This is a genomic window from Pseudomonas sp. P4_D7, from assembly GCF_056401755.1.
The window spans coordinates 19,485-41,141 of record NZ_JBFUIR010000042.1 but is presented as its reverse complement, the minus strand read 5'-3'; the positions used below and the strand labels follow the sequence as shown (position 1 = coordinate 41,141).

General features: G+C 60.1%; 19 protein-coding genes. 6 read left to right on the top strand and 13 right to left on the bottom strand.

Features of this window, described 5'->3' with window-relative positions; translation table 11 throughout:
• Nucleotides 1-67: 67 nt before the first annotated feature.
• Genes AC1DVF_RS22675 through AC1DVF_RS22665 form a run of 3 tightly spaced genes read right to left on the bottom strand, consistent with a single transcriptional unit; the run spans nt 68 to nt 4,853 of the window.
• Nucleotides 68-1,636: an FGGY-family carbohydrate kinase gene (locus AC1DVF_RS22675; protein ID WP_477783167.1), complete on the bottom strand. Its 1,569-nt coding sequence runs from the start codon at nt 1,634-1,636 to the stop codon at nt 68-70.
• Between the two features lie 20 nt (nt 1,637-1,656).
• Nucleotides 1,657-3,252 carry a glycerol-3-phosphate dehydrogenase/oxidase gene (locus tag AC1DVF_RS22670; protein WP_477783166.1) on the bottom strand — a complete coding sequence of 532 codons (1,596 nt, stop codon included), beginning with the start codon at nt 3,250-3,252 and terminating at the stop codon, nt 1,657-1,659.
• Between the two features lie 5 nt (nt 3,253-3,257).
• Nucleotides 3,258-4,853 (bottom strand): FAD-binding oxidoreductase, encoded by a 1,596-nt coding sequence (locus AC1DVF_RS22665; RefSeq protein ID WP_460089822.1) that lies wholly within the window; start codon nt 4,851-4,853, stop codon nt 3,258-3,260.
• A gap of 208 nt (nt 4,854-5,061) precedes the next feature.
• Between AC1DVF_RS22665 and gliR the strand changes: the two genes are divergently transcribed.
• The gene (gene gliR, locus AC1DVF_RS22660) at nt 5,062-6,078 is read left to right on the top strand and encodes an AraC family transcriptional regulator GliR (RefSeq protein ID WP_477783165.1); all 1,017 of its coding nucleotides are present in this window, start codon (nt 5,062-5,064) and stop codon (nt 6,076-6,078) included.
• Nucleotides 6,079-6,595: 517 nt separating this feature from the next.
• On the top strand, nt 6,596-6,961 hold the full coding sequence (locus tag AC1DVF_RS22655; protein ID WP_099757938.1) for a DUF6124 family protein: 366 nt from the start codon (nt 6,596-6,598) through the stop codon (nt 6,959-6,961).
• A gap of 253 nt (nt 6,962-7,214) precedes the next feature.
• Here AC1DVF_RS22655 and AC1DVF_RS22650 read toward each other — a convergent pair whose 3' ends face one another.
• From AC1DVF_RS22650 to mdaB, 8 genes are all read right to left on the bottom strand, one after another.
• A complete protein-coding gene (locus AC1DVF_RS22650) occupies nt 7,215-7,583 on the bottom strand; it encodes a glyoxalase superfamily protein (RefSeq protein WP_095051026.1) in 369 nt (122 codons plus the stop codon).
• 117 nt (nt 7,584-7,700) lie between these two features.
• The gene (locus AC1DVF_RS22645; protein ID WP_477783164.1) at nt 7,701-9,158 is read right to left on the bottom strand and encodes an N-acyl-D-amino-acid deacylase family protein; all 1,458 of its coding nucleotides are present in this window, start codon (nt 9,156-9,158) and stop codon (nt 7,701-7,703) included.
• Between the two features lies 1 nt (nt 9,159).
• Nucleotides 9,160-10,020: a MurR/RpiR family transcriptional regulator gene (locus AC1DVF_RS22640; RefSeq protein WP_110718966.1), complete on the bottom strand. Its 861-nt coding sequence runs from the start codon at nt 10,018-10,020 to the stop codon at nt 9,160-9,162.
• Between the two features lie 15 nt (nt 10,021-10,035).
• Nucleotides 10,036-11,385, bottom strand: coding sequence for a GntP family permease (locus AC1DVF_RS22635; protein WP_095051052.1), 1,350 nt, complete (start codon nt 11,383-11,385; stop codon nt 10,036-10,038).
• 662 nt (nt 11,386-12,047) lie between these two features.
• The gene (locus AC1DVF_RS22630; RefSeq protein ID WP_477783163.1) at nt 12,048-12,665 is read right to left on the bottom strand and encodes a Fic/DOC family protein; all 618 of its coding nucleotides are present in this window, start codon (nt 12,663-12,665) and stop codon (nt 12,048-12,050) included.
• A 140-nt stretch (nt 12,666-12,805) separates the two neighbouring features.
• On the bottom strand, nt 12,806-13,699 hold the full coding sequence (locus AC1DVF_RS22625) for an NAD-dependent epimerase/dehydratase family protein (protein WP_186623016.1): 894 nt from the start codon (nt 13,697-13,699) through the stop codon (nt 12,806-12,808).
• A 103-nt stretch (nt 13,700-13,802) separates the two neighbouring features.
• Nucleotides 13,803-14,714, bottom strand: coding sequence for a LysR family transcriptional regulator (locus AC1DVF_RS22620; RefSeq protein WP_116256485.1), 912 nt, complete (start codon nt 14,712-14,714; stop codon nt 13,803-13,805).
• 60 nt (nt 14,715-14,774) lie between these two features.
• On the bottom strand, nt 14,775-15,365 hold the full coding sequence (gene mdaB / locus AC1DVF_RS22615; RefSeq protein WP_038357444.1) for an NADPH:quinone oxidoreductase MdaB: 591 nt from the start codon (nt 15,363-15,365) through the stop codon (nt 14,775-14,777).
• A 184-nt stretch (nt 15,366-15,549) separates the two neighbouring features.
• Between mdaB and AC1DVF_RS22610 the strand changes: the two genes are divergently transcribed.
• On the top strand, nt 15,550-15,864 hold the full coding sequence (locus tag AC1DVF_RS22610; RefSeq protein ID WP_311885676.1) for a putative quinol monooxygenase: 315 nt from the start codon (nt 15,550-15,552) through the stop codon (nt 15,862-15,864).
• Here the strand turns inward: AC1DVF_RS22610 and AC1DVF_RS22605 are convergent.
• Nucleotides 15,854-16,618 carry a sulfite exporter TauE/SafE family protein gene (locus tag AC1DVF_RS22605; RefSeq protein WP_093442324.1) on the bottom strand — a complete coding sequence of 255 codons (765 nt, stop codon included), beginning with the start codon at nt 16,616-16,618 and terminating at the stop codon, nt 15,854-15,856. The two genes, AC1DVF_RS22610 and AC1DVF_RS22605, sit on opposite strands and share 11 nt — an antisense overlap.
• A 216-nt stretch (nt 16,619-16,834) precedes the next feature.
• Between AC1DVF_RS22605 and AC1DVF_RS22600 the strand changes: the two genes are divergently transcribed.
• The 3 genes from AC1DVF_RS22600 (at nt 16,835) to AC1DVF_RS22590 (ending at nt 18,957) form a co-directional block, all read left to right on the top strand.
• A complete protein-coding gene (locus AC1DVF_RS22600; RefSeq protein ID WP_093442329.1) occupies nt 16,835-17,716 on the top strand; it encodes a LysR substrate-binding domain-containing protein in 882 nt (293 codons plus the stop codon).
• A gap of 55 nt (nt 17,717-17,771) precedes the next feature.
• Entirely contained in the window at nt 17,772-18,347 is a 576-nt protein-coding gene (locus tag AC1DVF_RS22595; RefSeq protein ID WP_137218889.1) for an NAD(P)H-dependent oxidoreductase, read from the top strand.
• Nucleotides 18,348-18,546: 199 nt separating this feature from the next.
• On the top strand, nt 18,547-18,957 hold the full coding sequence (locus tag AC1DVF_RS22590; RefSeq protein ID WP_034154373.1) for a MerR family transcriptional regulator: 411 nt from the start codon (nt 18,547-18,549) through the stop codon (nt 18,955-18,957).
• Between the two features lie 69 nt (nt 18,958-19,026).
• On the opposite strand, the gene AC1DVF_RS22585 is transcribed toward AC1DVF_RS22590, so the two are convergent.
• Complete coding sequence (locus tag AC1DVF_RS22585; protein WP_320335847.1) at nt 19,027-21,642, bottom strand: efflux RND transporter permease subunit; 2,616 nt, start codon at nt 21,640-21,642, stop codon at nt 19,027-19,029.
• Between the last annotated feature and the right edge of the window lie 15 nt (nt 21,643-21,657).

The following is a 21,657-nucleotide window of genomic DNA, read 5'->3' as shown; positions in this document are numbered from 1 at the left end:
AGACAATAGTGACTGACACTCCGCATTCGCGAGCAAGCTCGCTCCCACAGGGATTGGCGGCGTTCTTTCAGGCGGGGTAACCGGTGATTTTGCGGATGCTCTGATACAGCGGTTTGAGTTGGCGATACATGCGCAGGTAGACCTCTTTGTACAGTTGCTCGTAGATTTTTTGCGCATCGGGTTGTGGGGTGAAGACAGCCCCTACTCTGGTCATTGAAGCGATCGCCGTAGGGAAATCCGCATGCAGCCCCAACCCCACCGCACAACAAATCGCCGCGCCCAGACCGGACGCCTCATACACATGCGGACGCTCCGCCGGCAGGCCGAAAATGTTCGCCGTGAGCTGCATCGCCGCATCACTCTGCGAGCCGCCACCGGCCACGCGCAACCGCTTGACCGAGACCTTCGAACGCCGCTCGATATTCTCCATGCCCTGACGCAACGCATACGCCAGTCCCTCAAGAATCGCCCGATAAATATGCGCACGGGTGTGCACATCGCCGAAGCCGATCATCGCGCCTTTGGCCTCGACACCCGGCTCGCGAATCCCCGGCGACCAATACGGTTGCAGCATCAGGCCCATCGAGCCCGGCGGCACCGCCTCAACCAGTGCATCGAACAACTGCTCAGGCTCGATACCCTGCTCTTTCGCCTGCTGCATCTCGCGCAATCCGAACTCGTTCTTGAACCAGCTGACCATCCAGTAACCGCGATAAATCATCACCTCGCAGTTGTACTGATCCGGCACCGCAGATGGATATGGCGGGATCAACGGGACGATTTCCAGATAGCGCGAGCGGGTGCTGGTGATCGTCGCCGTGGTGCCGTAGGACAAGCACACCGTGCTCGCATCGACCACGCCAGAACCGACCACTTCGCAAGCCTTGTCGGCGCCGGCAGCGATCAGCGGCAAGCCTTCGGGAATACCCGTATGGCGAGCGGCCTCGGCGGTAATGTGGCCGAGGGTTTCACCGGGTTTGTGCAGGCTCGGCAATTGCTCGGGGCGCACCGCCAGCGCCTGCCATTTCCAGTCACTCGGTGCGGCCCATTTCAGGCGTTTGAAGTCGAACGGCAGGTAGCCGACGCAGCAACCGACCGAATCGACAAAGCGTCCGCAAAGTCGATGGGTGAGAAACCCCGAGAGCAGTAAAAACTTGTCCGTCGCCGCCCACACTTCAGGCTGATGCTGAGCGATCCAGTTCGCCTCAGCCTGGGCACGAAAGTAATCCACAGTGCCCTGCGCGCCGACCAGTTTGAACAACCAGCCCCAAGGCCCTTTGATGCCGCCCTCGACCTCGCTCTGACGCTGATCGAGCCACAGAATCGCCGGACGCAATGGCTTGCCCTCGGCATCGACGTTAATCACCGTGCCGCGCTGCGTGGTCAGGGAAACGCCGGCAATCTGCGCGCGATCAATCCCCGTTTGCTGCCAGACCTGCTGACACGCCTCGCCGAGTTTCGCCCAGTAATACTCAGGATCCTGCTCGGCCCAGCCCGGTTGCGTCGAGTAATACGCCTGCAACTCGACCTTGCCTTTGCCGAGCAGATTGCCCTGCAAATCGAAGAGCAGCGCGCGCACGCTCTGGGTGCCGTTGTCGATGGCCAGCAGGTAACGCTTGTTCGGGTGGTTATCCATGGAGCTCTCTTCTGGGGGCATCAAGGCGTGGCATCCGGCAAACCGTGATGGCGTTGCCACAACGCCCGATAACGCTGTTCTTCCTGCTGCCAGTGTTCGTCGCTCCAGCCCAGTCGTGGCTGGCAGAGTTGGCGGATGGCGGCGAAATACGCTTCGCCACCGCGCGGCAACAGCAGGCCCAGACGCGTGCGGCGCAGGAGCAGATCGTCGAGGTGCAAGACCATTTCCGCTTCGCAGGCGAAGGCCAGTTCTGCCCACAACGTGTCCGTAGCACCGACCGTTTCGTGGCTGACTTCTTTGATCAGTTGCGCCAGCCTCGGCAGGTCGCGGCCATGCCGTCCGGCCAGGCGTCGCCACTGATGGTTGCTCAATTCAGGGATCGCCAGCGCAGGCACAGCGGCAAACACTGGCGCGGCGTCGTCAATGAAAGGACGCTCGAGCATCGCCGCGCAGGCCTTAAGCACTTCGATGGCTTGCGGGCGAAACGTGGTCAGTTTGCCGCCAGCCAGGGTCACGCAACCGGGCTCCTGCCACAGCACATGCTCGCGGGTTTCGTTCGACGGTTTGTCTTTATGATTGCCCGCCGCACTGCCGACTACCGGACGTACGCCCGACCATGTCGACAGCACGTCCGAAGCGTTCACTTGCGCTCCGGGAAACTGTTGCGTGCAAGCCGCCAGCAGATAGTCGAGTTCTTCGCCGCTGATGCTCGCGCTCTGATCCAGATCCTCGCGATGATCGAGGTCCGTGGTGCCGACCACCGTCGCGCCTTCCCACGGGAAAACGAACACCGGACGCCGGTCGCGCTCATGCATGAAAGTGAACGCCTGTGCGACCGGCAAACGCCAACCTGGCAGTAACAGATGACTACCGCGCAACGGCCGCAATTGCCGTGGCGCCTCTGCCGGGCGCAGGCGTTCAGCCCAGGCGCCAGTAGCCACCGCGAGCACGTCGCAGCGCAATCGCAGTGACGAACCGGATTCGCAATCCTCGACCTGAACGCCACACACTCGGCCGTTTTCCCGCAGCAGATGTTCGACGCGCACGCCATTGACCACGACCGCACCCTCGGCCCGCGCCTCGCTCAACACACGCATCACCAGCCGCGCATCATCGGTCAGCGCATCGACAAAACAGGTGCCACCGAGCAAGTCGTTTTCCCTCACGCCCGGCGCCAGATAACGCAGTTGTTGTGCATCATGAAAGCGATGGCTGCGCCGTCCCGCCAAGGCGTCGTACACGCTCAGCAAACCGCCCAGTACACGAGGCCCGGGAAAGCCGCCGCGATAGTGCGGCATCAGGAAACTCATCGGCTCGACCAGCCCCGGCGCTTCGTCGAGCAAGCGCTGACGTTCGCGTACCGAATCACGGGTCAGGCGCCATTGCCCTTTGGCGATATAACGCAAACCGCCATGAACCATTTTCGAAGATCGACTGGACGTGCCCCAGGCAAAATCGCGCTGTTCCAGCAACAGACAGCGCCAACCTCGACGCGCCGCTTCACGCAGGATGCCGGCGCCGCTGATACCGCCGCCGATGACGATCAGATCCCAGCTTTCCTCGGCCAGCGTCGGCAGAATCTGCTGGCGCCACGCGGCGTTCCAGTCCTGACTCATGGCCGTCACTCCGGCAGCAGCGTGCCGGGGTTGAGGCGCCCGGCCGGATCGAAGTGTTTGCTCAGCGCCTGCAAGGTGTCCATCGCCAATGCGCCCTTCTCGCGCAGCAGGTACGGCGCGTGATCCTTGCCGACACCGTGCTGGTGGCTGATGGTGCCGTGGTTGTCGACGATGGTCTGGCTTGCCGCGTGTTTCAGCGCCTTCCAGCGTGCCAGCGTCGCGGGGTAATCCGCTGCTGGGCGAAACACGTAGGTGGTGTAGATGCTCGAACCTTCGCCGTAGACGTGGGACAGGTGGGTGAACACGTGCACGCGCTCGCCTTCGGCGGCCAAGGCCTCGCGCAGGCTGTTTTCAACGAGGTTGAGCAGGTGGTCGACATTGCTCCAGTCGGTGGCGGTTTCGAGCGTGTCGACCACGTAACCGGCGTTCCACAGGTTCTCGCGCAGATAGGGGAAACGGAAGCGGTTCTGCGCCCATTTCTTGCCGAGCAAGGTGCCGGTGAACACGCCGCCGAAGGCCTTGAGGTGTTGTCGCGCCTGTTTCAGCGACAGCGCGTTTTGTCGACGATTGCCGGTCACGCCGAAGGTCAGCAAGCACTTGCCCGCACCGGCGCCGCGCAGTTTCAGATACTTTTCCAGCCAGGCGATTTGTTGCGGATGACCGGCCAGCGCCAGTTGCGTTTCGGTTTCCACGGCGTTGGACAGGCGCAGCATCGACAGCGGTACGCGCGCTTGAGCCAATTGGCGGATCGCCCTTAGCGCTTGCGGCCAGTCGGGCAGAAATACACCGTAGAAACGCTCATCGGCGGGCAGCGCGCTGACCCGCACTTTAACCTCGGAAATGATCCCGAAACGGCCTTCGCAACCGAGCACCACTTCGCGCAGATCAGGACCGGCGGCAGAGGCCGGGAAGGTTGGAATCTCCAGCGGCCCGGCGAAGGTTTCCAGGGTTCCGCCAGCGAATAACTGCTCGATCCGGCCATAGCGCAGCGACTGCTGACCGCTGGAACGGCTGGCGACCCAACCGCCCAGCGTCGACAGCTCCCAGGACTGCGGAAAATGCCCCAGCGTGTAGCCTTTCGCACGCAACTGACTTTCGACCTGCGGCCCACTCGCGCCGGGGCCGAACGTCGCCAGCAGGCTCTGTTCATCGAGGTCGATCAGGCGGTTCATCCGCGCCAGCGACACCGTCACCACCGGCCGCAACGACTGCGGCGGATTGATGTGCCCGGCCACCGACGTGCCGCCGCCATAAGGAATCAGGCACACGTCTTGTTCATGGGCGAGTGCCAGCAACTGGCGGATGTGCTCAGCGGTCTCGGGAAAGGCCACCGCATCGGGATAATGGCCCAGCGCACCTTCGCGCAACGCCAGCCAGTCCGGCAGACTTTGGCCCCGCGCATGCAGCAAACGATCATGGGCATCGACGCTGTACAAAGTGTGCGCCTGCAACCGCGAATTCGGCACACGCGCCAGCGCCGCCTCTAGCGTCGCATCGGGCAGCGCGCGCCCCTCGCCCAGGCGCTCATGAAGAAACTCCGCGCCCTGGGCCGGAAGTTCGACCACCGTGGTTGCATCTCCCCAGCCGTTCCAGCGTCGCATGCGTGTGTCCTTCTTACCGTCAGATCAGTGATATTTCAGGCCTCCATACTAGCCAGCGGCCGCCAAGTGTCACGGTCGCATCCGGCCAGTTCGTGTAGCCAATTGAGTCAAACGTCGCGCAAGCGTCAGCCATTTACTTTAGTCGGGGTTTCAAATTACCTTTCAGGCATTCATCCGCCCACGCGGCCGTCGATCAAAGGAAGGGATCATGCAATCGCTCGGCTTCACCTCAGTTCCGCCACTGCTCAAATACCTGCGCCACGCCGAGCAACTGGGCATGGCCGTCGAACCGGCGTTGGCGGCGGCGGGTTTGCAGGCGCAGCAGTTGAGCGACAACACCCTGCGTTTGCCCGGTGAGGCGCATGAACGCTTGCTGGATTATTTCTGCGAGCACTCGGGCGATCCGTTGTTCGGGCTCAACGCGGCGAATTTTGTCCTGCCCAATTCGTGGAGCGTGCTCGGTTACATCACCATGAACTGCGCGACGTTGGGCGATGCGATGAGCCGGATCATGCCGTTCGAGAAACTGGTCGGCGACATGGGCGTCAGCCGTGCCGAGGTGCAGGACGGTCACGTGCATCTGATCTGGACCTGCCGCTATCAGCGCCCGCGCATTCGTCGGCATCTGGTGGAAAACGTCCTCGGTTCGTGGCTGCACTATGCGCGCTGGATCGCCGACACGCAGATGTCGCCGGCCGGAGTTTGGCTCGAACATCCATGCCCGGCCGAGGCCACGCCAGCGCAGTACGAAGCGTTTTTCGATTGCCCGGTGTTGTTCGATCAGCCGTATTCGGCGCTGGTCGTGCCGCTGGCGTATTTGCAGCTGCCGTTGCGTCAGGCCGATGCGCAGTTGCTGCGAACGCTGGAAGAACATGCGCTGGGCTTGATGGCGACGCTGGAGGATGCGTCGCTTGAGCAGCAGGTGAAAAACATCCTGCGGCAGTTGCTCAAGGAGGGGTTGCCGCGCAAGGAACAGGTCGCCGAACAGTTGAGCGTTTCGGTGCGGACGTTGCAGCGGCAGTTGCATCAGGCGGGGACGTCGTATCAGCAGATTCTCGATGATTTGCGTCAGGAGCTGGCTGAGCATTATTTGCTCAATAGCACGCTGCCGATTCAGGACATTGCGCAGTATCTGGGGTTTACCGAACCCCGCTCGTTTCACCGCACGTTCAAGAGTCGGCGCGGGATGCCGCCGGGGGAGTTTCGGCAGATGCATCGCGGGTGATTGTTCGGGCCTCTTCGCGAGCAAGCTCTCTCCCACAGTAGATCTCGGCGGCTCACAAATTCGATGTTCACTGCAGATCCATTGTGGGAGCGAGCTTGCTCGCGAATGCRCCAACTGCAGCACCCAATTCCTACAGGCAAATCCTCGATACTTGAGCGCAATAAACATCCCGCATCACAGGTGTTTAAAGACACTCAGCGTTACGCGAAACAGCCCACAAATCCTTGCGCCGTAACCTACGCCTGCGCCAGAATCCGCCGGCTTGTGCGCCCTGAGCATGCTGCGTAACTTGATTGCGTCACTGATTCCCAGTGATCGGGTTTAGTAGCCCGGCGGTAATTCTGCTGGTCGTACATTCATCACAGGTACTCGCGTACCTGAGCTTGATGGTGGCTGTACGCAGGGCGCTTCGGCGCGCCGGCTTTTAGCTGAGTTCCCCGGTCTACTAACCTGCGTGCAGCTGCCACCCTTTCGTTTAGTAGCCAAAGGGTTGCCGCTCAACAAAGGGAACACAGCTATGTTCAAGATAACGCCAAACCCGCCGGTCACCGACCCGGCCTCCCCCTACGAATCCGCCGATTCAAAGAAATTCCACGAAGCCGCCGAGCGCGCGCTCGACCACTACCTCGGTCCGACGAACGCCGACCTCATGGCAACGCCCTACTCCCCCAACACGCTGTACATGGCCAACCCCGAGGCAGGCACCGAATCCCTGCTGGCCGACGCCAGCGAAACGCTTGGCTCGGCGACCGTCATGCTCAACAACCATGCCGCGCAGGTTGAAGGCACACACCGCAAGACGCTGCAGGGTATTGCGCAAGTGGTGATGGTGGCGGAAATGGCCGTCAATCGCGTGTTGGACAGGTTAGTGCCGACCGAGTAACGAAAAAGCCCGCTGCCCCAACTGTGATGGTTAGGTGGCGGGCTTCTTTTTGCGGTGTGCCATTTTCCCCTCACCCCAGCCCTCTCCCAAAAGGAGAGGGGGCCGACCGAGTTGTCTGGCGCTAGACATCGACCTGAATGACCGAGTCGATTATGGATTCGACCGAGCAGGTTCAGGTCGGTGCATCTCTCAAGCATCCCCGAATCGGTCCCCTCTCCCTCCGGGAGAGGGTTAGGGTGAGGGGCTTTTCAGCTCAGAGACAAATCGCGTTGGTAAACACCAGCCGATTACCAAACGGATCAACGATCGTCATGTCCTGACTCCCCCACGGCATCGCCTGAATACCCGGGTGGGAGAACTTGTAGTCCTTGGCCACCAACTGCTGCTGAAACGCCTCCAGCTCATCCGTCTCGATACGCAGCGCCGAACCCGGCGTCGCATCGCCATGATGTTCAGACAAATGCAACACACACTCGCCCCGCGACACCTGCAGATACAGCGGAAAATTCGCCTCGAAGCGATGCTGCCAGTCAATCTTGAAACCCAGAAAATCGACGTAGAACTCGACAGCTTTGGCTTCATCGAAGATCCGCAGGATCGGGGTGGTTTTGCCGAAGCTCATGGGGTGCTCCCTGACTGGTTGGCCCCACAGTGTAGACGGGGTGGATGTCAGCAATTCGGCCTGTTGATGACTTTCTTTAATCTCAGAGTGCCACCATGAGACGTGGCGCCATCAGAATCAATGAAACCCTTGGCGCAAATCACCTTCGCGTGCCAGAAAACGCCCTTCTCTCCTGCCATTCGCCTGTCCATCGCGGTAACTCAACACGCCATTGATCCAAACCCCATCAATCCCCTGCGCAGCCCGTTGCGGATCACTGAAGTCCGCGACATCACGCACGGTCGCCGGATCGAACAACACCAGATCCGCCCAATAGCCTTCACGAATCTCACCGCGTTCCTTCAAACCAAATCGCGCCGCCGACAATCCGGTCATCTTGTGCACGGCGGTGTGCAGCGGGAAAAGCCCGACGTCACGACTGAAATGTCCGAGCACCCGTGGGAAAGCGCCCCACAGGCGCGGATGCGGGAACGGGTCTTCGGGCAGTCCGTCAGACCCGACCATCGACAACGGATGGGCGAGGATTCTTCGTACATCCGCCTCGTCCATGCCGTAGTACACCGCGCCGGCCGGTTGCAGGCGTTTCGCGGCATCGAGCAGCGGCAGATTCCATTCAGCAGCGATGTCGATCAGGTCGCGGCCGCTGACCTCGGGGTGCGGCGTCGACCAAGTGATGGTGATGCGATGCGCATCGGTGACCTGCTTCAAATCCAGTGTCGATGAACTCGCCGCATACGGGTAGCAATCGCAGCCGACCGGGTGAGTTTTGGCGGCCTCTTCCAATGACGCAAGCAGTTGCGGACTGCGCCCCCAGTTACCGACGCCGGCGCATTTGAGGTGGGAAATGATCACTGGCGATTTGGCGTGACGGCCAATCTGAAACGCCTCGTCCATCGCTTCCAAAACCGGGGCGAATTCGCTGCGCAGGTGCGTGGTGTACACCGCGCCGAATGCCGTCAGTTCTTCGGTCAGTTGCATCACTTCATCGGTGGAGGCGTTGTAGGCGCTGGCGTACGCCAGACCTGTGGATAAACCCAACGCACCAGCCTCAAGGCTTTCGCGTAACTGCTCGCGCATCGCGGCGATTTCTTCTGGCGTCGCGGTACGGAACAAATCATCCAGATGATTGCTGCGCAGCGCCGTGTGGCCGATCAGTGCCGCCACGTTCAGCGTGGTATTCGCCGCTTCCACCGCCGCGCGGTAATCGCTGAAGCGTGGATAAACGAATGCCGCCGCTGTGCCGAGCAGGTTCATCGGGTCGGGCGGATTGCCCTTCAATGTCACGGGCGAAGCGCTGATCCCGCAGTTGCCGACAATCACCGTGGTCACGCCCTGGCTGAGCTTGGGCAGCATCTCTGGCTGACGAATCACCACCGTGTCGTCGTGGGTGTGCACGTCGATGAAACCCGGCGCCAGCACACGGCCGGTTGCGTCGATTTCTTCGGTTGCCGTGGCGTCGTGCAAGTCACCGATACGCTCGATGCGGCCCTCACGAATCGCCACGTCGGCGCGGTAACCGGGCACGTTGCTGCCGTCGATGATCAGGGCGTTGCGAATCAGCGTGTCGTACAGCATGTCAGTCTCCCAGCGGCAGGTGATCGTCGCCGCCACGGTATTCGTCGAGGGCGAGTTTGATCCGCCGCAGACGCTCTTGATTGTCTTCAGGATTGGCCAGTGCCAGCTCGGTCGCCAGCACATCGATGGCGAGCAGCATGCCGTAGCGGGCCGCCGTCGGTTTGTAGATGAACGAGGTTTCCGCGCCTTGCAGCGGCAGGACGATGTCGGCCAGTTGCGCCAGCGGCGAATCGGCGCGGGTGATCGCCAGAATGCGCGCGCCGTAGTTGCGCGCCAGTTCCACAGTCTCCAGCAACTCCGGAGTGATGCCGGTCAACGAACAAACGATGAGCACTTGCTCGGCGTTCAGGCTGGCGGCGGTGACGCGCATCATCACCGCGTCATGGCACACGGCAATCGGGTAGCCGAGGCGCACCAGGCGGACCTGCAATTCATCGCTGCAGAGGGTCGAGCAACCGCCCATACCGAAGGCGTGAATCATCCGTGCCTGACCGAGCATTTTCACCGCATCGGCAAAGCGCGATTCGTCGAATCCGGCCAGGTGCTGGCGCAGCGTGGTTTCGATGTCGCCGACGATCTGCCCGTAAAACGCCGACTGCTCAGGCGTGCCCGCCGGGTCGAGAAAACGGCTGCCGACGCCGCTGGCCTGAGCCAGTTGCAGGCGCAGATCACGCAGGTCGCGGCAGCCCACGGTGCGGGCAAAACGCGACAGCGTGGCGGTGCTGACTTCGGCGCGTTGCGCGAGGTCTTCGAGGCTGGCGCTGGCGGCAAAACCGACGTCGTCGAGCATCAGCCGGGCGATGCGACCTTCGCCGGCGCTGAAGGAATCCTGGCGGGCGCGGATCTGATAAAGGATGTCCATGGCGGCAGGCTCCGGTTACAGCAGGTAAGAAAGGCCGACGGTCAGGCCGAACGCGACCAGCGAGATCAGCGTCTCGAGCACGGTCCAGGTCTTGAACGTCTGCGCGACCGTCATGTTGAAGTATTCCTTGATCAACCAGAAGCCGCCGTCGTTGACGTGGGAAAAGATCACCGAGCCAGCGCCGGTCGCCAGCACCAACAGTTCAGGGTGTGGATAACCCAGACCAATGGCCACTGGCGCGACCACGCCGGACGCGGTGGTCATGGCCACGGTCGCGGAACCGGTGGCGACGCGCATCAACGCCGCGAACAACCAGCCCATGATCAGCGGCGACAGGTGGAATTCGTGGGCGAGACCGACAATCTGATCGGTGACGCCCGCGTCGACCAGAATGCGGTTCAAGCCACCGCCAGCGCCCACCAGCAAAGTAATGCTGGCGGTCGGCGCCAAGCATTCGTTGGTGAATTTCAGAATCGATTCACGGTTGAAACCCTGGGCGATGCCCAGCGTCCAGAAGCTCAGCAAGGTCGCCAGCAGCAAGGCAATCACCGAGTTGCCAATGAACAACAGGAACTGATTGAAACCGCTGCCCGGGGTGGAAATCAGGTTGGCCCAGCCGCCGATCAGCATCAGCACCACCGGCAATAGAATGGTCGCCATGGTGATGCCGAACCCCGGCAGTTTGTCGCGCGGTTCGCGGTCGAGAAATTGTTTTTCCAGCGGGTTATCTGCCGGCAGTTGAATGCGCGGCACGATGAATTTGGCGTACAGCGGACCGGCAATGATTGCGGTCGGAATGCCGATGGCGATCGCATACAGCAAAGTCTGCCCGACCGACGCCTGATAGGCCTGCACCGCGAGCATCGCCGCCGGGTGCGGCGGCACCAGCGCATGCACCACCGACAGGCCGGCGACCATCGGCAGGCCGACCATCAGAATCGACACGCCGACGCGCCGTGCCACGGTGAACGCGATCGGCACCAGCAACACGAAACCGACTTCGAAGAACAGCGGTAAGCCGACCAAGAAGGCGATGCAGACCATCGCCCAGTGCGCGTTCTTCTCGCCGAATTTATCGATCAGCGTGCGCGCCATCTGCTCGGCGCCGCCGGACTCGGCCATCATCTTGCCGAGCATCGTCCCCAACGCAACCACCAGCGCAATATGCCCCAGCGTCTTGCCCACCCCGGCCTCATACGCCCCCACTACACCCGACGGCGGCATCCCCGCCACCAGTGCCAGGCCGATGGAAATCAAGGTGATGACGATGAACGGATTGAGCCGGTAACGGGCGATCAACACGATCAGCGCAATGATGGCGACGGCGGCATAGACCAGCAGCCAATAGCCGAAGGAAGGCGTCATGCGGTACTCCTCGAAAGGGTCACGTTCGAATGGGTTGTGAAACTCATAAATCATTTCGAGATCGAGATTTCAAACCGCATGAAAGTAATTTTCGTGGAGAGGCAAGGCGTGTCGCTGATGGGTATGTCTTGTCGTGATTAATGAAAATAGCGGGGCGGGATTTACATGGTTTTTCGGTGAACGAGAAACCAATGTGGGAGCGAGCCTGCTCGCGAAGGCGGCTTCACATTCAACATCTCTGCCGACTGATCCAGCGCTTTCGCGAGCAGGCTCGCTCCCACAGTTTTGATCGCATTCTTCCAGACAGAATGCGCAAAACCTGTGGGAGCTGGCTTGCCAGCGATGATGGCTGCACATTCAACTTAGATGCTGACTGGCCGACCACTATCGCTGGCAAACCAGCTACCACCGGTTCGGTGTCCAGCCATACCTTATATTTTTCAAATCCAGCCAAGCGCTATACTCGCCTGACAACCTCCGCGGAGTCCCTGCCATGAGCCCCACGCCTCGCACCAAAAAAAAACTGACAACCGAAACGTTGATTCGCGCAGTTGCCAGTTCGACAGCCATCGAGACGGGTCAAAGCGTGGAGACCATTGAGCGCAAACTCAAACTCAGGTCCAGCAAGTTCCTGCACTTGTCCCTGGCCAAGTAGCTCCGCCTCAAGTCCACAATGCCTGCCGGACCCAATACTCCATGGGTTCGTAGTTGCAGTTAAGCCCTTGGTTGATGGCTGCAAAATAAGCCTCTTTGTTTCGCTCCCAACTGCTGTAGTCCAGCGGCACGTAGCCCGCCTGAACGGCCATGACATCCGCCAGTAATCTCGACAAGCGTCCGTTACCTTCGCGAAAGGGATGAATAAGGATGAACTCGACGTGCGTTACAGCAATGGCGCGAATCAGGTTTTCGTCCAGATCGGGCCGACATGGCGTGTATTTCGCCAGGCAGTCCCTTTCAAATCCATTGAGCAATCGAGGAATTTGCGGCGCAGCAGCAAAGAAAAATCCATCCTTGCCCAAATTTACCGCGCGCACATCACCCGCCCATGGATAGATGTTCCCGAGCCAGTGTCGATGCCAATCCTTCAAATCCTGAACAGTCAGTGACCGATCAGGCAAATGCTCGATAAGTACCGATTGGTAGAGCTTTTCCAACAGAACCAGCTCTGCATCATCCATGTCTTCGGGTTCGACAATTCCCAGTTTATTGCTCAGCACTTGCTCATTCGAGCCGGGCTGAAAGCTGCTTTGCGCCCCTTCTGCTTCATAACGGTTAATCATCCTTGTCCCTGCTGAACTGGCAATGTTCAGAGCACCATAGGTCTGGCGTGACACAAGCGTAAAGCCCGAAACGAAAACGGCTGCCCGATGGCAGCCGTTCTAAAGGGCGATAACAAAGCCCGGTGGGGCTTAAACACCCATCACACCATTTCGTTACGAATCCATTCAACCACCGACGTGCGTTTCGGTGCCCAGCCCAGCAGTTCGCGGGCGTGTTTGCCGCGTACGCGGCTGTTGGAGCCGAGGCCGTAGTTGGCCATTTCGTAGCCCCATTCGGCTTCGGCGTCTTGCAACGGCCAGTCTTGCGGTTGACCCAGGTTCAGGGCTTCGGCCATGGCGGTGGTCATGTCGATGAACGATGCTTCGCCGCTTTCGACGAAGTAGAAAGTACCCGGTACGTTCTTGGTCAGCGCCAGCAGGTACAGGGCGACGACGTCTTCGATGTGCACGTTGGACCAGATGTTCTGGCCAGTGCCAACGTGGCGCACCACACCGCTTTTACGCGCCTGCTTGAGCAGACGCGGCAATTGCACGCTGTCGCGGATAACGCCCAGGCTGTGGCCGTAGATCAGCGTGTTGCAGATCACCGCCGAGTTCACGCCGTCCTGCGCCGCTGCGAGGATCAGGTTATCGATTGCCACGCGCGCAGCTTTGTCGACAGTCGGCTCTGGCAAGTTGTCTTCGTAGTAGATGACATCGCTGGACTTGCCGCCCGATGCATCGCCGACGATGCTCGAACCGCTGGTGTGCAGGAACACTTTGCTGGAACCGCGCAACGCGTCGAGCAATGCTTCGACGGCGCCGCGATGGTCGCTGCTGGCGGCGTTGATTACTGCGTCGGCAGCACGGGCCTGTTCGGCGAGCAATGCTTTGTCGTCGAGGGTGCCGATGACCGGGGTCATGCCCAGTGCCTTGAGCTCAGCCGCTTGTTCAGGGTTGCGCACCAGACCGGTGACTTGATGCCCGGCCTTGACCAGACCGCTAGCGATGGAGCCGCCGATAAAACCGGCAGCGCCGGTGACGAATACGTTCATGGAGAAACTCCCTGCGTGAATAAGTGATGGGTCGAGTATCGGCCTGTGGGTCCGAGGGAAAAACCCGCCCTCGACCAATTCACTCTTGCGCAGAGGTCACGAATCAGCCCTTGAAATCGGCGCTGGCGTAAGCGGCGAGTTTGCTCTGGATAAAGTCGAGGAAACACTGAATGCGCAACGCCAGTTGCGAGTTCCGGTAGTACACGGCGTTGATCGGCTGGCGATAACCGCTGTTGAATTCAGCGAGCAAGACTTTCAGGCGCCCGGCCCGAATGTCATCGATGGTCATGAAGTGCGACAGGCAGGCGATGCCCTGCCCTTCCAGCGCCAGATGGCGCACGGTCTCGCCGCTGGAGGCGCCGATCGCCGGGTTGATCGGCCAGCGGTCACCGTGCACGTAGCGCAGCGGCCATTGGTTGAGGCCTTCGTTCTGAGTGAAGCCGAGCAAGGTGTGTTCGCTCAAGTCCGCGACTTGCTGCGGCGCGCCATGTTTTTTCAGGTAAGCCGGACTGGCGACGATCAGCAGCGGACTGCAACCGAGCGAGCGCGCATGCAGCGTCGAGTCAGCGAGGGTGCCGATACGGATGGCGATGTCGGTGCTTTGTTCCAGCAGGTCAATGATCAGGTCATTGCTGTTGAGTTCGAGCTGGATGTCCGGATAGAGACGGCGGAATTCGTCGATGTACGGGACCACTGCGTGGAGCATGAACGGTGACGCGGCGTTGATCCGCAGGCGCCCGGACGGCGTTTGCTGGCGCGAGGACAGGCGTTCTTCAAGTTGATCCATCTGATCGAGAATCAGCTTGGCCTGCTCGAAGAAATACTTGCCCTCCTCGGTCAGGTCCATGCGCCGCGTGGTGCGGTTGATCAGCGTGGTGTCGAGCTTGGCTTCCAGCTTCGACAATGTGCGACTGACCGCAGAAGGCGTTTGCCCGACCTGTTCGGCGGCGGCGGAAATCGAACCGCATTCGATCACGCAGACGAAAATCTGCAACTCATCGGATCTGGCTTTCACGGGTGTCCTCAAATCGATTGGCCTGCTCCGCAGGCTCAGGCCTTCGATAGTAGCCGAGCATCAGCCCTTGAGGCCAAACACCTCGGTCAGATGCTGCTCGTAACGCGCCACATCTGCCTCGATGTTCGGCCGTTTCATCACGTCGACACAGAGGAACGTCGGCAACCCGGTCATACCGAGAAACTCGTTGGCCTTGTGGAATGGGAAGTACACCGCGTCGACGCCTTTGGCCTCAAAGAAATCCGTCGGGTCATCGAAGGCCTGCTGCGGTGCGTTCCAGGTCAGCGACAGCATGTATTGCTTGCCCTGAATCAGACCGCCGCTGCCGTACTTCTGCGACGCATCGGAACGGGTGCGGCCATCGCTGGCGTAGAGGCTGCCGTGGCCCTCGGTGAAGACTTCGTCGAGGTACTTTTTCACCGTCCATGGCGCGCCCATCCACCAGCCGGGCATCTGATAAATGATCACGTCGGCCCAGAGAAATTTCGCCACTTCTTCGGCAACGTCGTAGCCCTCGTCGATGAAGGTGGTTTTCACATCGACACCGCCGCGATCCAGCACGCTCAACGCGGCTTCATGCAGGGTGGCGTTGTAGCGACCGTCAGAGTGGGCGAATTTTTTACCGCCATTGAGCAACAGCACTTTTTTCATGAGAAAGCCTCGGCGCAGCCATTGGGCTGGATGGAGAAGGGAAACTGGAATGGCGGCAGATTAACGATCCGCCTCGCGCGGAATAAGGCCTGATTGTGCAAAATACATTTGATCAAAAAGCACGAATCAATCACCGATTGTTGCAATAACATCCGCGGCATTCTGAATGTGAGGAGTCGTTGTGATGAGTGAACGCTTGGGTTTTATCCTGCACGCCAAGACCCGCCCGGAACAATCCGAGGCTTTCGAAGCGCTGTTTCGCGCCTACGTCGAACCGAGCCGCGCCGAGCCAGGTTGCATCGAGTACCACATGCTGCGCGACAAGGAAGACCCGACGCTGTTTATCTTCTACGAGATCTGGGCGTCGCAGGCGCATCTGGATGTGCACTCGAACCTGCCGCATATGAAGGCTTTCTTTGAGCGGCGCATGGATTATCTGGAACGTGATTTTGATATCCGCCAGATTGAAATGCTCAGCGAAGCCTCGGCTAACCGCTGATCAACAAGTGCGCGCCGAGCGCGCCCATACCGACAAAGAACACCCGTTTGAACAACACGGCGCTGATCCGTTCGCGCAGCCATTGGCCCAGCAACATACCGAGAATGGCCGGGATCAGCGCCAGCAGCGAAGCACTCAGTTCGCCGCCACCGAGGGCGCCACGCCAGAGCAATCCTGCGGCCAATGCCAGCGTCGAAACGGTGAATGACAGGCCCAGTGCCTGCACCAGTTGATCGCGATTCAAGCCCAGCGCTTGCAGGTACGGCACCGCCGGAATCACGAAGACGCCGGTGGCCGAGGTGATTACGCCAGTGATCAAACCGCACGCCGGACCCAGCCAACCTTCATGGCGCGGATTGACGCTCAGCGTTGGCAGAAACAAACCACTCAACGCATAGAGCAACAACGCCGCGCCCAACCCGCGCACCACCCAATGCCCGCCCGCCATGCCGATCGATAACGTGCCTATTCCGCTGCCGAGGAAAATCATCAGCAGCATCGGCCAGAGGCGTTTGCTCAGTCCTTTCAAGTGCCCGCCGAATGCCAGTTGCCAGACATTGGTCAGTGTTGCCGGGATGATCAGCAACGCGGCTGCCTGCGACGGTGCCATAGCCAGACCGAGCAAGCCCATGGCGACGGTGGGCAGGCCGAGGCCGATCACGCCTTTGATCAGGCCGGCGAGGATGAACGTCAGGATGACCAGTAAGGACAGGGCCAGACCGAGGTTTTGATAGAATTCCGCGAGTGTGTTCATGGCGCTACTGTGCGCCAGTCGGGGTTGGCTGAAAATCTGCCATATACTGATGGTGCCTCTCTTTTAGCAAGAGGCTGATTATTCCATTGAGGCTTCTGGCCCATTCGCGAGCAGGCTCGCTCCCACATTGGATGTGTGTCGTACGCAACTCCCTGTGGGAGCGAGCTTGCTCGCGAAGGGGCCAGCCCGAACACCCTAAAACCAGAGGCCACCCTCATGCACTTCGACCTCACCGACCTGCGCCTCTACCTGCACATCCTCGACACCGGCAACATCACCGCTGGCGCCGTCCGCAGCCATTTATCCCTGGCCGCCGCCAGCGCCAGAATCCGCGCAATGGAAGCCTCGCTCGGCATCGATTTCCTCGAACGCGGCCGTCGTGGCGTCACCCCGACGCCGGCCGGTAAAGCGTTGGCCCAACACGCACGCATCCTCCTGCAACAAGCCGAACGCCTGCAGCAGGATCTGGCCGACTATGCCCAAGGCGTCAAAGGTCAGGTGCGTTTGCTGTGCAACACCACGGCGATCACCGAATACCTGCCGGAAGTACTCGCGGACTTCCTGCGCGATCATCCCAATCTCGACATCGACTTGCAGGAGTTGCCCAGCGCGCGCATCACCCATGCCTTGCGCCAAGGCGCGGCGGACCTCGGGATCGTCTCCGATGCGGTCGACACCCACGGTCTGCAGACCCGGCCCTTTCGCGACGATCCATTGGTGCTGATCCTGCCCCCTGAGCATGTTTTGGCGAGTCAGGCGTCGCTGACGTTTGGTGAAACCCTGGCGCACGACTACGTAGCGCTTGGCAGCCACAGCGCGTTGGCGATTCACCTGGAGGAACAGGCGCTGCACATCGGCCAGCGCATGTCGATCCGGATCCGTGCCGATGGCTTCGAGGGCGTCATGCGCATGGTGGCGCGAGGTGCGGGGCTGGCTATCGTGCCCAAGGTGGCCATCGAACGCTGGGCGGCGGTGCACTCGGTAACGTGCCGGCCGCTGGACGAAGTCTGGGCGCATCGCACCTTGCAACTGTGCGCACGGGACTTCGACCACCTGCCCGGTTACGCCCGGGCCTTGTTTGATGCGCTGGTGCCTTGACTCTACCGCTAGGGGCAGACTCTATCCTGTGAGCTTCATTTCAGGAGTACACACAATGAGCAAACGAATGCTCGTGATACTGGGTCACCCCTCCACCGACAGCTTTTGCGGGGCATTGAGTGAGACTTACGTTCAGGCCGCCAAGGACGCCGGGCATGAAGTGCGGCTGCTGCGTCTGGATGCGCTGGAGTTCGACCCGGTCCTGCACGAAGGCTACAACAAGGTGCAACCACTGGAGCCGGACCTGCTGCAAGCCCAGGCCGATATCACCTGGGCTGAACATCTGACATTCGTCTATCCGATCTGGTGGGGCGGGATTCCGGCACTGTTGAAAGGCTTCGTCGACCGGATTTTCCTGCCGGGTTTCGCCTTCAAATACCGCGAAGGCAAAGCCTTCCCCGACAAGCTGCTCAAAGGCCGCACCGCGCATTTGCTGGTGACCATGGACACGCCGTACTGGTACTACAAATGGATCTACGGCATGCCGGGGCTGAATCAGATGCGCAAGACCACGCTGGAATTCTGCGGCATCAAGCCACTGAAGACCCTGACCTTCGGGCCGATCCTTGGCTCCAAGCCAAACCAGCGCGATGCCTGGCTGGAACAGGCGCGCGTGACCGCCGCCGTCTAAGGCTTTCCAGCCGCCTCAACTGACGGCGCACAAGCCGCCGTCAGTGCCTCTTCGGGCTTCCTCCACGAGCCCGTCCGTCGCCTGTGCACGTCATTTACGCGCAGTTGCCATTTTCAGATGGTATTGGACATATAATCGCCGCCGATCCGGCATGACGCCCGATCGCGCTACGCTATGTTTGACCATCGAGACGGACCTTATGTATATCGGCAAAGCCGCCCAGCTGTCGGGCACCACAGTCAAAAGCATTCGCCATTACGAAGAAATCGGCCTGTTGCCCGAGCCCAAGCGTGAAGGCAAATACCGTATCTACAGCCAGCAAAGTGTCGAAGTGTTGACGTTCATCAAGTGCGCCCAGCAACTGGGCTTCAAGCTCAAAGAGCTGCAGGTGATCCTCAACAACTACCGCGGCGACGAATTCCCGTGGGACATGGCGCAACGAGCCATTGCCGAAAAAAAAGCCGAACTGGTGACCCAGATCGGCGATTTGCAGCAATTGCATGATGGCCTTGAGGCGTTTGAACACAACCTCAACGACGCCCGCCAGGAATGTCAGTTCGAGCGCATCGCCCGCTATGGCGAAAAAAACCCGGTCAATACACTGAACTGAAAACCCTGCTGCGCCGCATGACCGGGTTCGCCCGTCGTCTCAGGGCAGGCGCGCCCGGTCGTTGGCGAATCAGCCCGGTACCGCCTCCCCTTCTGTGCGCAGCGCTTGAACCGGCGCATGCACCGGTGCTATCGCCGCAAAGAACCACGGTGACACCAGCGTCACCAGGACAATGGTCATGACTCCGCTGGAAAACAGCGCCATCGCCACCAGTGCACCCAGATCGACAATCGGCTTGAAGTCGGAAAACAGCAGCGCCATGAAGCCTACGGAGAAGATCACCACGTTGATCACCGTCGAGCGGCCAACGCTGTGCATCGCCTGCAAAATAGCCGCGTCGATCTCAATGCCCTGCTGCACCAGCAACTTGATCCGCGACAGCAGGTGCACCGCGTAATCCACCACGCCGACCACCAGGAACGTCACCAGCGTCGTGCCGATGTTCAGCTCAATGCCGAACAGGAACATGAAGCCATAGACCGTCACCGACGTGGTCAGCAAGGTCAGCATGCCGAGCACACCGAGGCGCACTGACTTGAGCCAGTACATCATCATCAGCGTGACGACCAGCAAGGCCAGGGAAAAACTCAGCACCTGGCCTTGAGTGATTTCCTGCAACACCCCGGTCCAGATCAACGGCGTGCCCGCGTGGGTCACCTCCAGGTTGGCCGGTTTGTTGACCAGCAACCAGGCATCGAGGCGGTCGAGCATGCCCTGATAGTCGCTGGCGACCGACGAGGTCATGGTGTACAGGGTCAAGGCCTTGGAAAAATCGGCGTTGAGCACGTTGTTCAGGTCCGAACCGCCACCGTTCTCGAACAGCATCACGTGCTGCTCGATCAGCGAATTGCCCGGCACTTCAAAACGCTCGACCTGCCCGTCGTCATTGACCGAGGTGACCTTCTCCACGGCATTCGGCACCCGCAGATACTCCGGGTTCATGTCGTTGAGCACCAGGTTCATGCGCTTGACGTACGTGGCCAGAGAGTAGCCGTAACTGACGTTCGGTTGCTGCTTGATGAAGTGGTCGAGCTTGTCGATGAACTGCACCACTTCGGTGGTCAGCACGCCGCGCGGCTCTTTGCTGTCGATCGCGATCCAGCCCGGCGCCGTGCCCGCTACTTTGGCGTGGTTGATGAACTGATCGGACACGCGAATGTGGCTTTCCGGCTTGAAGTAAGCAATGCCGGAGTCTTCGATATCGACGCGGAAGGTGAACACGGTGGCCAGTGCCAGCAGCGGCAGAATGACCATCAGGATCGGTTTGCGAAAGCGGATCATCCAGGCACAGAACGCCACCAGGTACCGCGAGATGATCGATTCCTTGTGTACTTCAGCCTTGGCCTGCTGCGGCTGATCCTTGCCCCAGATCGCGATCCACGCCGGAATCAGCAGCAGCGAAATGATTAACGCTGCCGTCAGACCGATCGACATGAACACGCCGAAATTGCGGATGCTGACAATGTTGTTGGTGGTGGAAATCATGAACGTGGCGATGGTCGTCACGGTCGTCAACACCACCGGCACCACCATCAGACGCTGGGTTTCACGGTTGGCCTCACGATTGCTCTTGCCCGCGTTTTTCTGCTCGTAATATTCAGCCATCACGTGGATCGCATCGGAGCAGCAAATGGTGAAGAGGAACACCGGCAGCACACTGGTCAACAGGTCGAACGGCACCCGCAACAGCGCCATCAGGCCCAAGGTCCAGATGGTGCAGAACAGAATGTTGAACAGCGGCAGCAGCACGCCCAGTGGTTTGCGGAAGAAGAAAATCAGCAGCAAGGTAATCAGCAAAAACACGATCGGAAACAGCACGGCCAGGTCATGATCGATGATCTCCTGCTGCGCGGCGATGAAGATCGGCATGCCGGCAATGAAGATTTCGTCCTTGTACTCCGGGTGTTCGGCCTGATATTGCGCGACGATGCCGCGCACGATCTGATAGGCGCGCAATTGCGCCTGAGCGTCGTCCTGCTTGGTGCCAAGTTCGGCCACCAGCATCGCGACTTTCTTGTCCTTGGACACCACCCCGTCGACCATCAATTCGTTGCCCATGATCTGCGACTCGACCAGCGCCGGGTCCATGTCATAGGCATTCAGGGTTTTGTGGATCAACAGCTCGCCGTCGTCGGTCAGGACGATGTTTTCCAGGTCGCCCATCGAGGCCATTTCGCGGATCGGGTTGATCCGCTCGGCGAGAAAGGTCAGGAACAGCTGATCATGGGAATCCCAGTTTTGACTCTGGGCATGATCACGCAAGGCCTTGGCGTTAGCGTAATCGTTCTGCGAAAAGCCACCCTCGAGAATGTCCCGGGTCAACAACTGCGCACGGCTGTCGTCTGCATGCCGGGCGACGATCTGTGCCAACTGCTCCTTGTCGGCATCGTTGGCCAGAATCATCTTGCGCACTGATTGCGACATCGAAAACAGTGCGTTGAGCGTCGATTTGTTGAACACCGTTTGCGGGTTGTTCAGCGCCACCATGACCGAGTCGAACGTGCCGGTGAATTCACCCTGCAAATCGATGATGGTCTTGCGCGCCGGGTGGCTTTCCTTGAGCAGATAAGGGTTGGTGTCGGACACCAGCGCGCCCAGCGTATAAGTGAAATACGCCGTAATCGCCACCAGCAGGAAAACAATCGCCCGCGCATAGCGCTCGACGAAATTCAGATATCTTTCCATGATCATGCGGTTCCA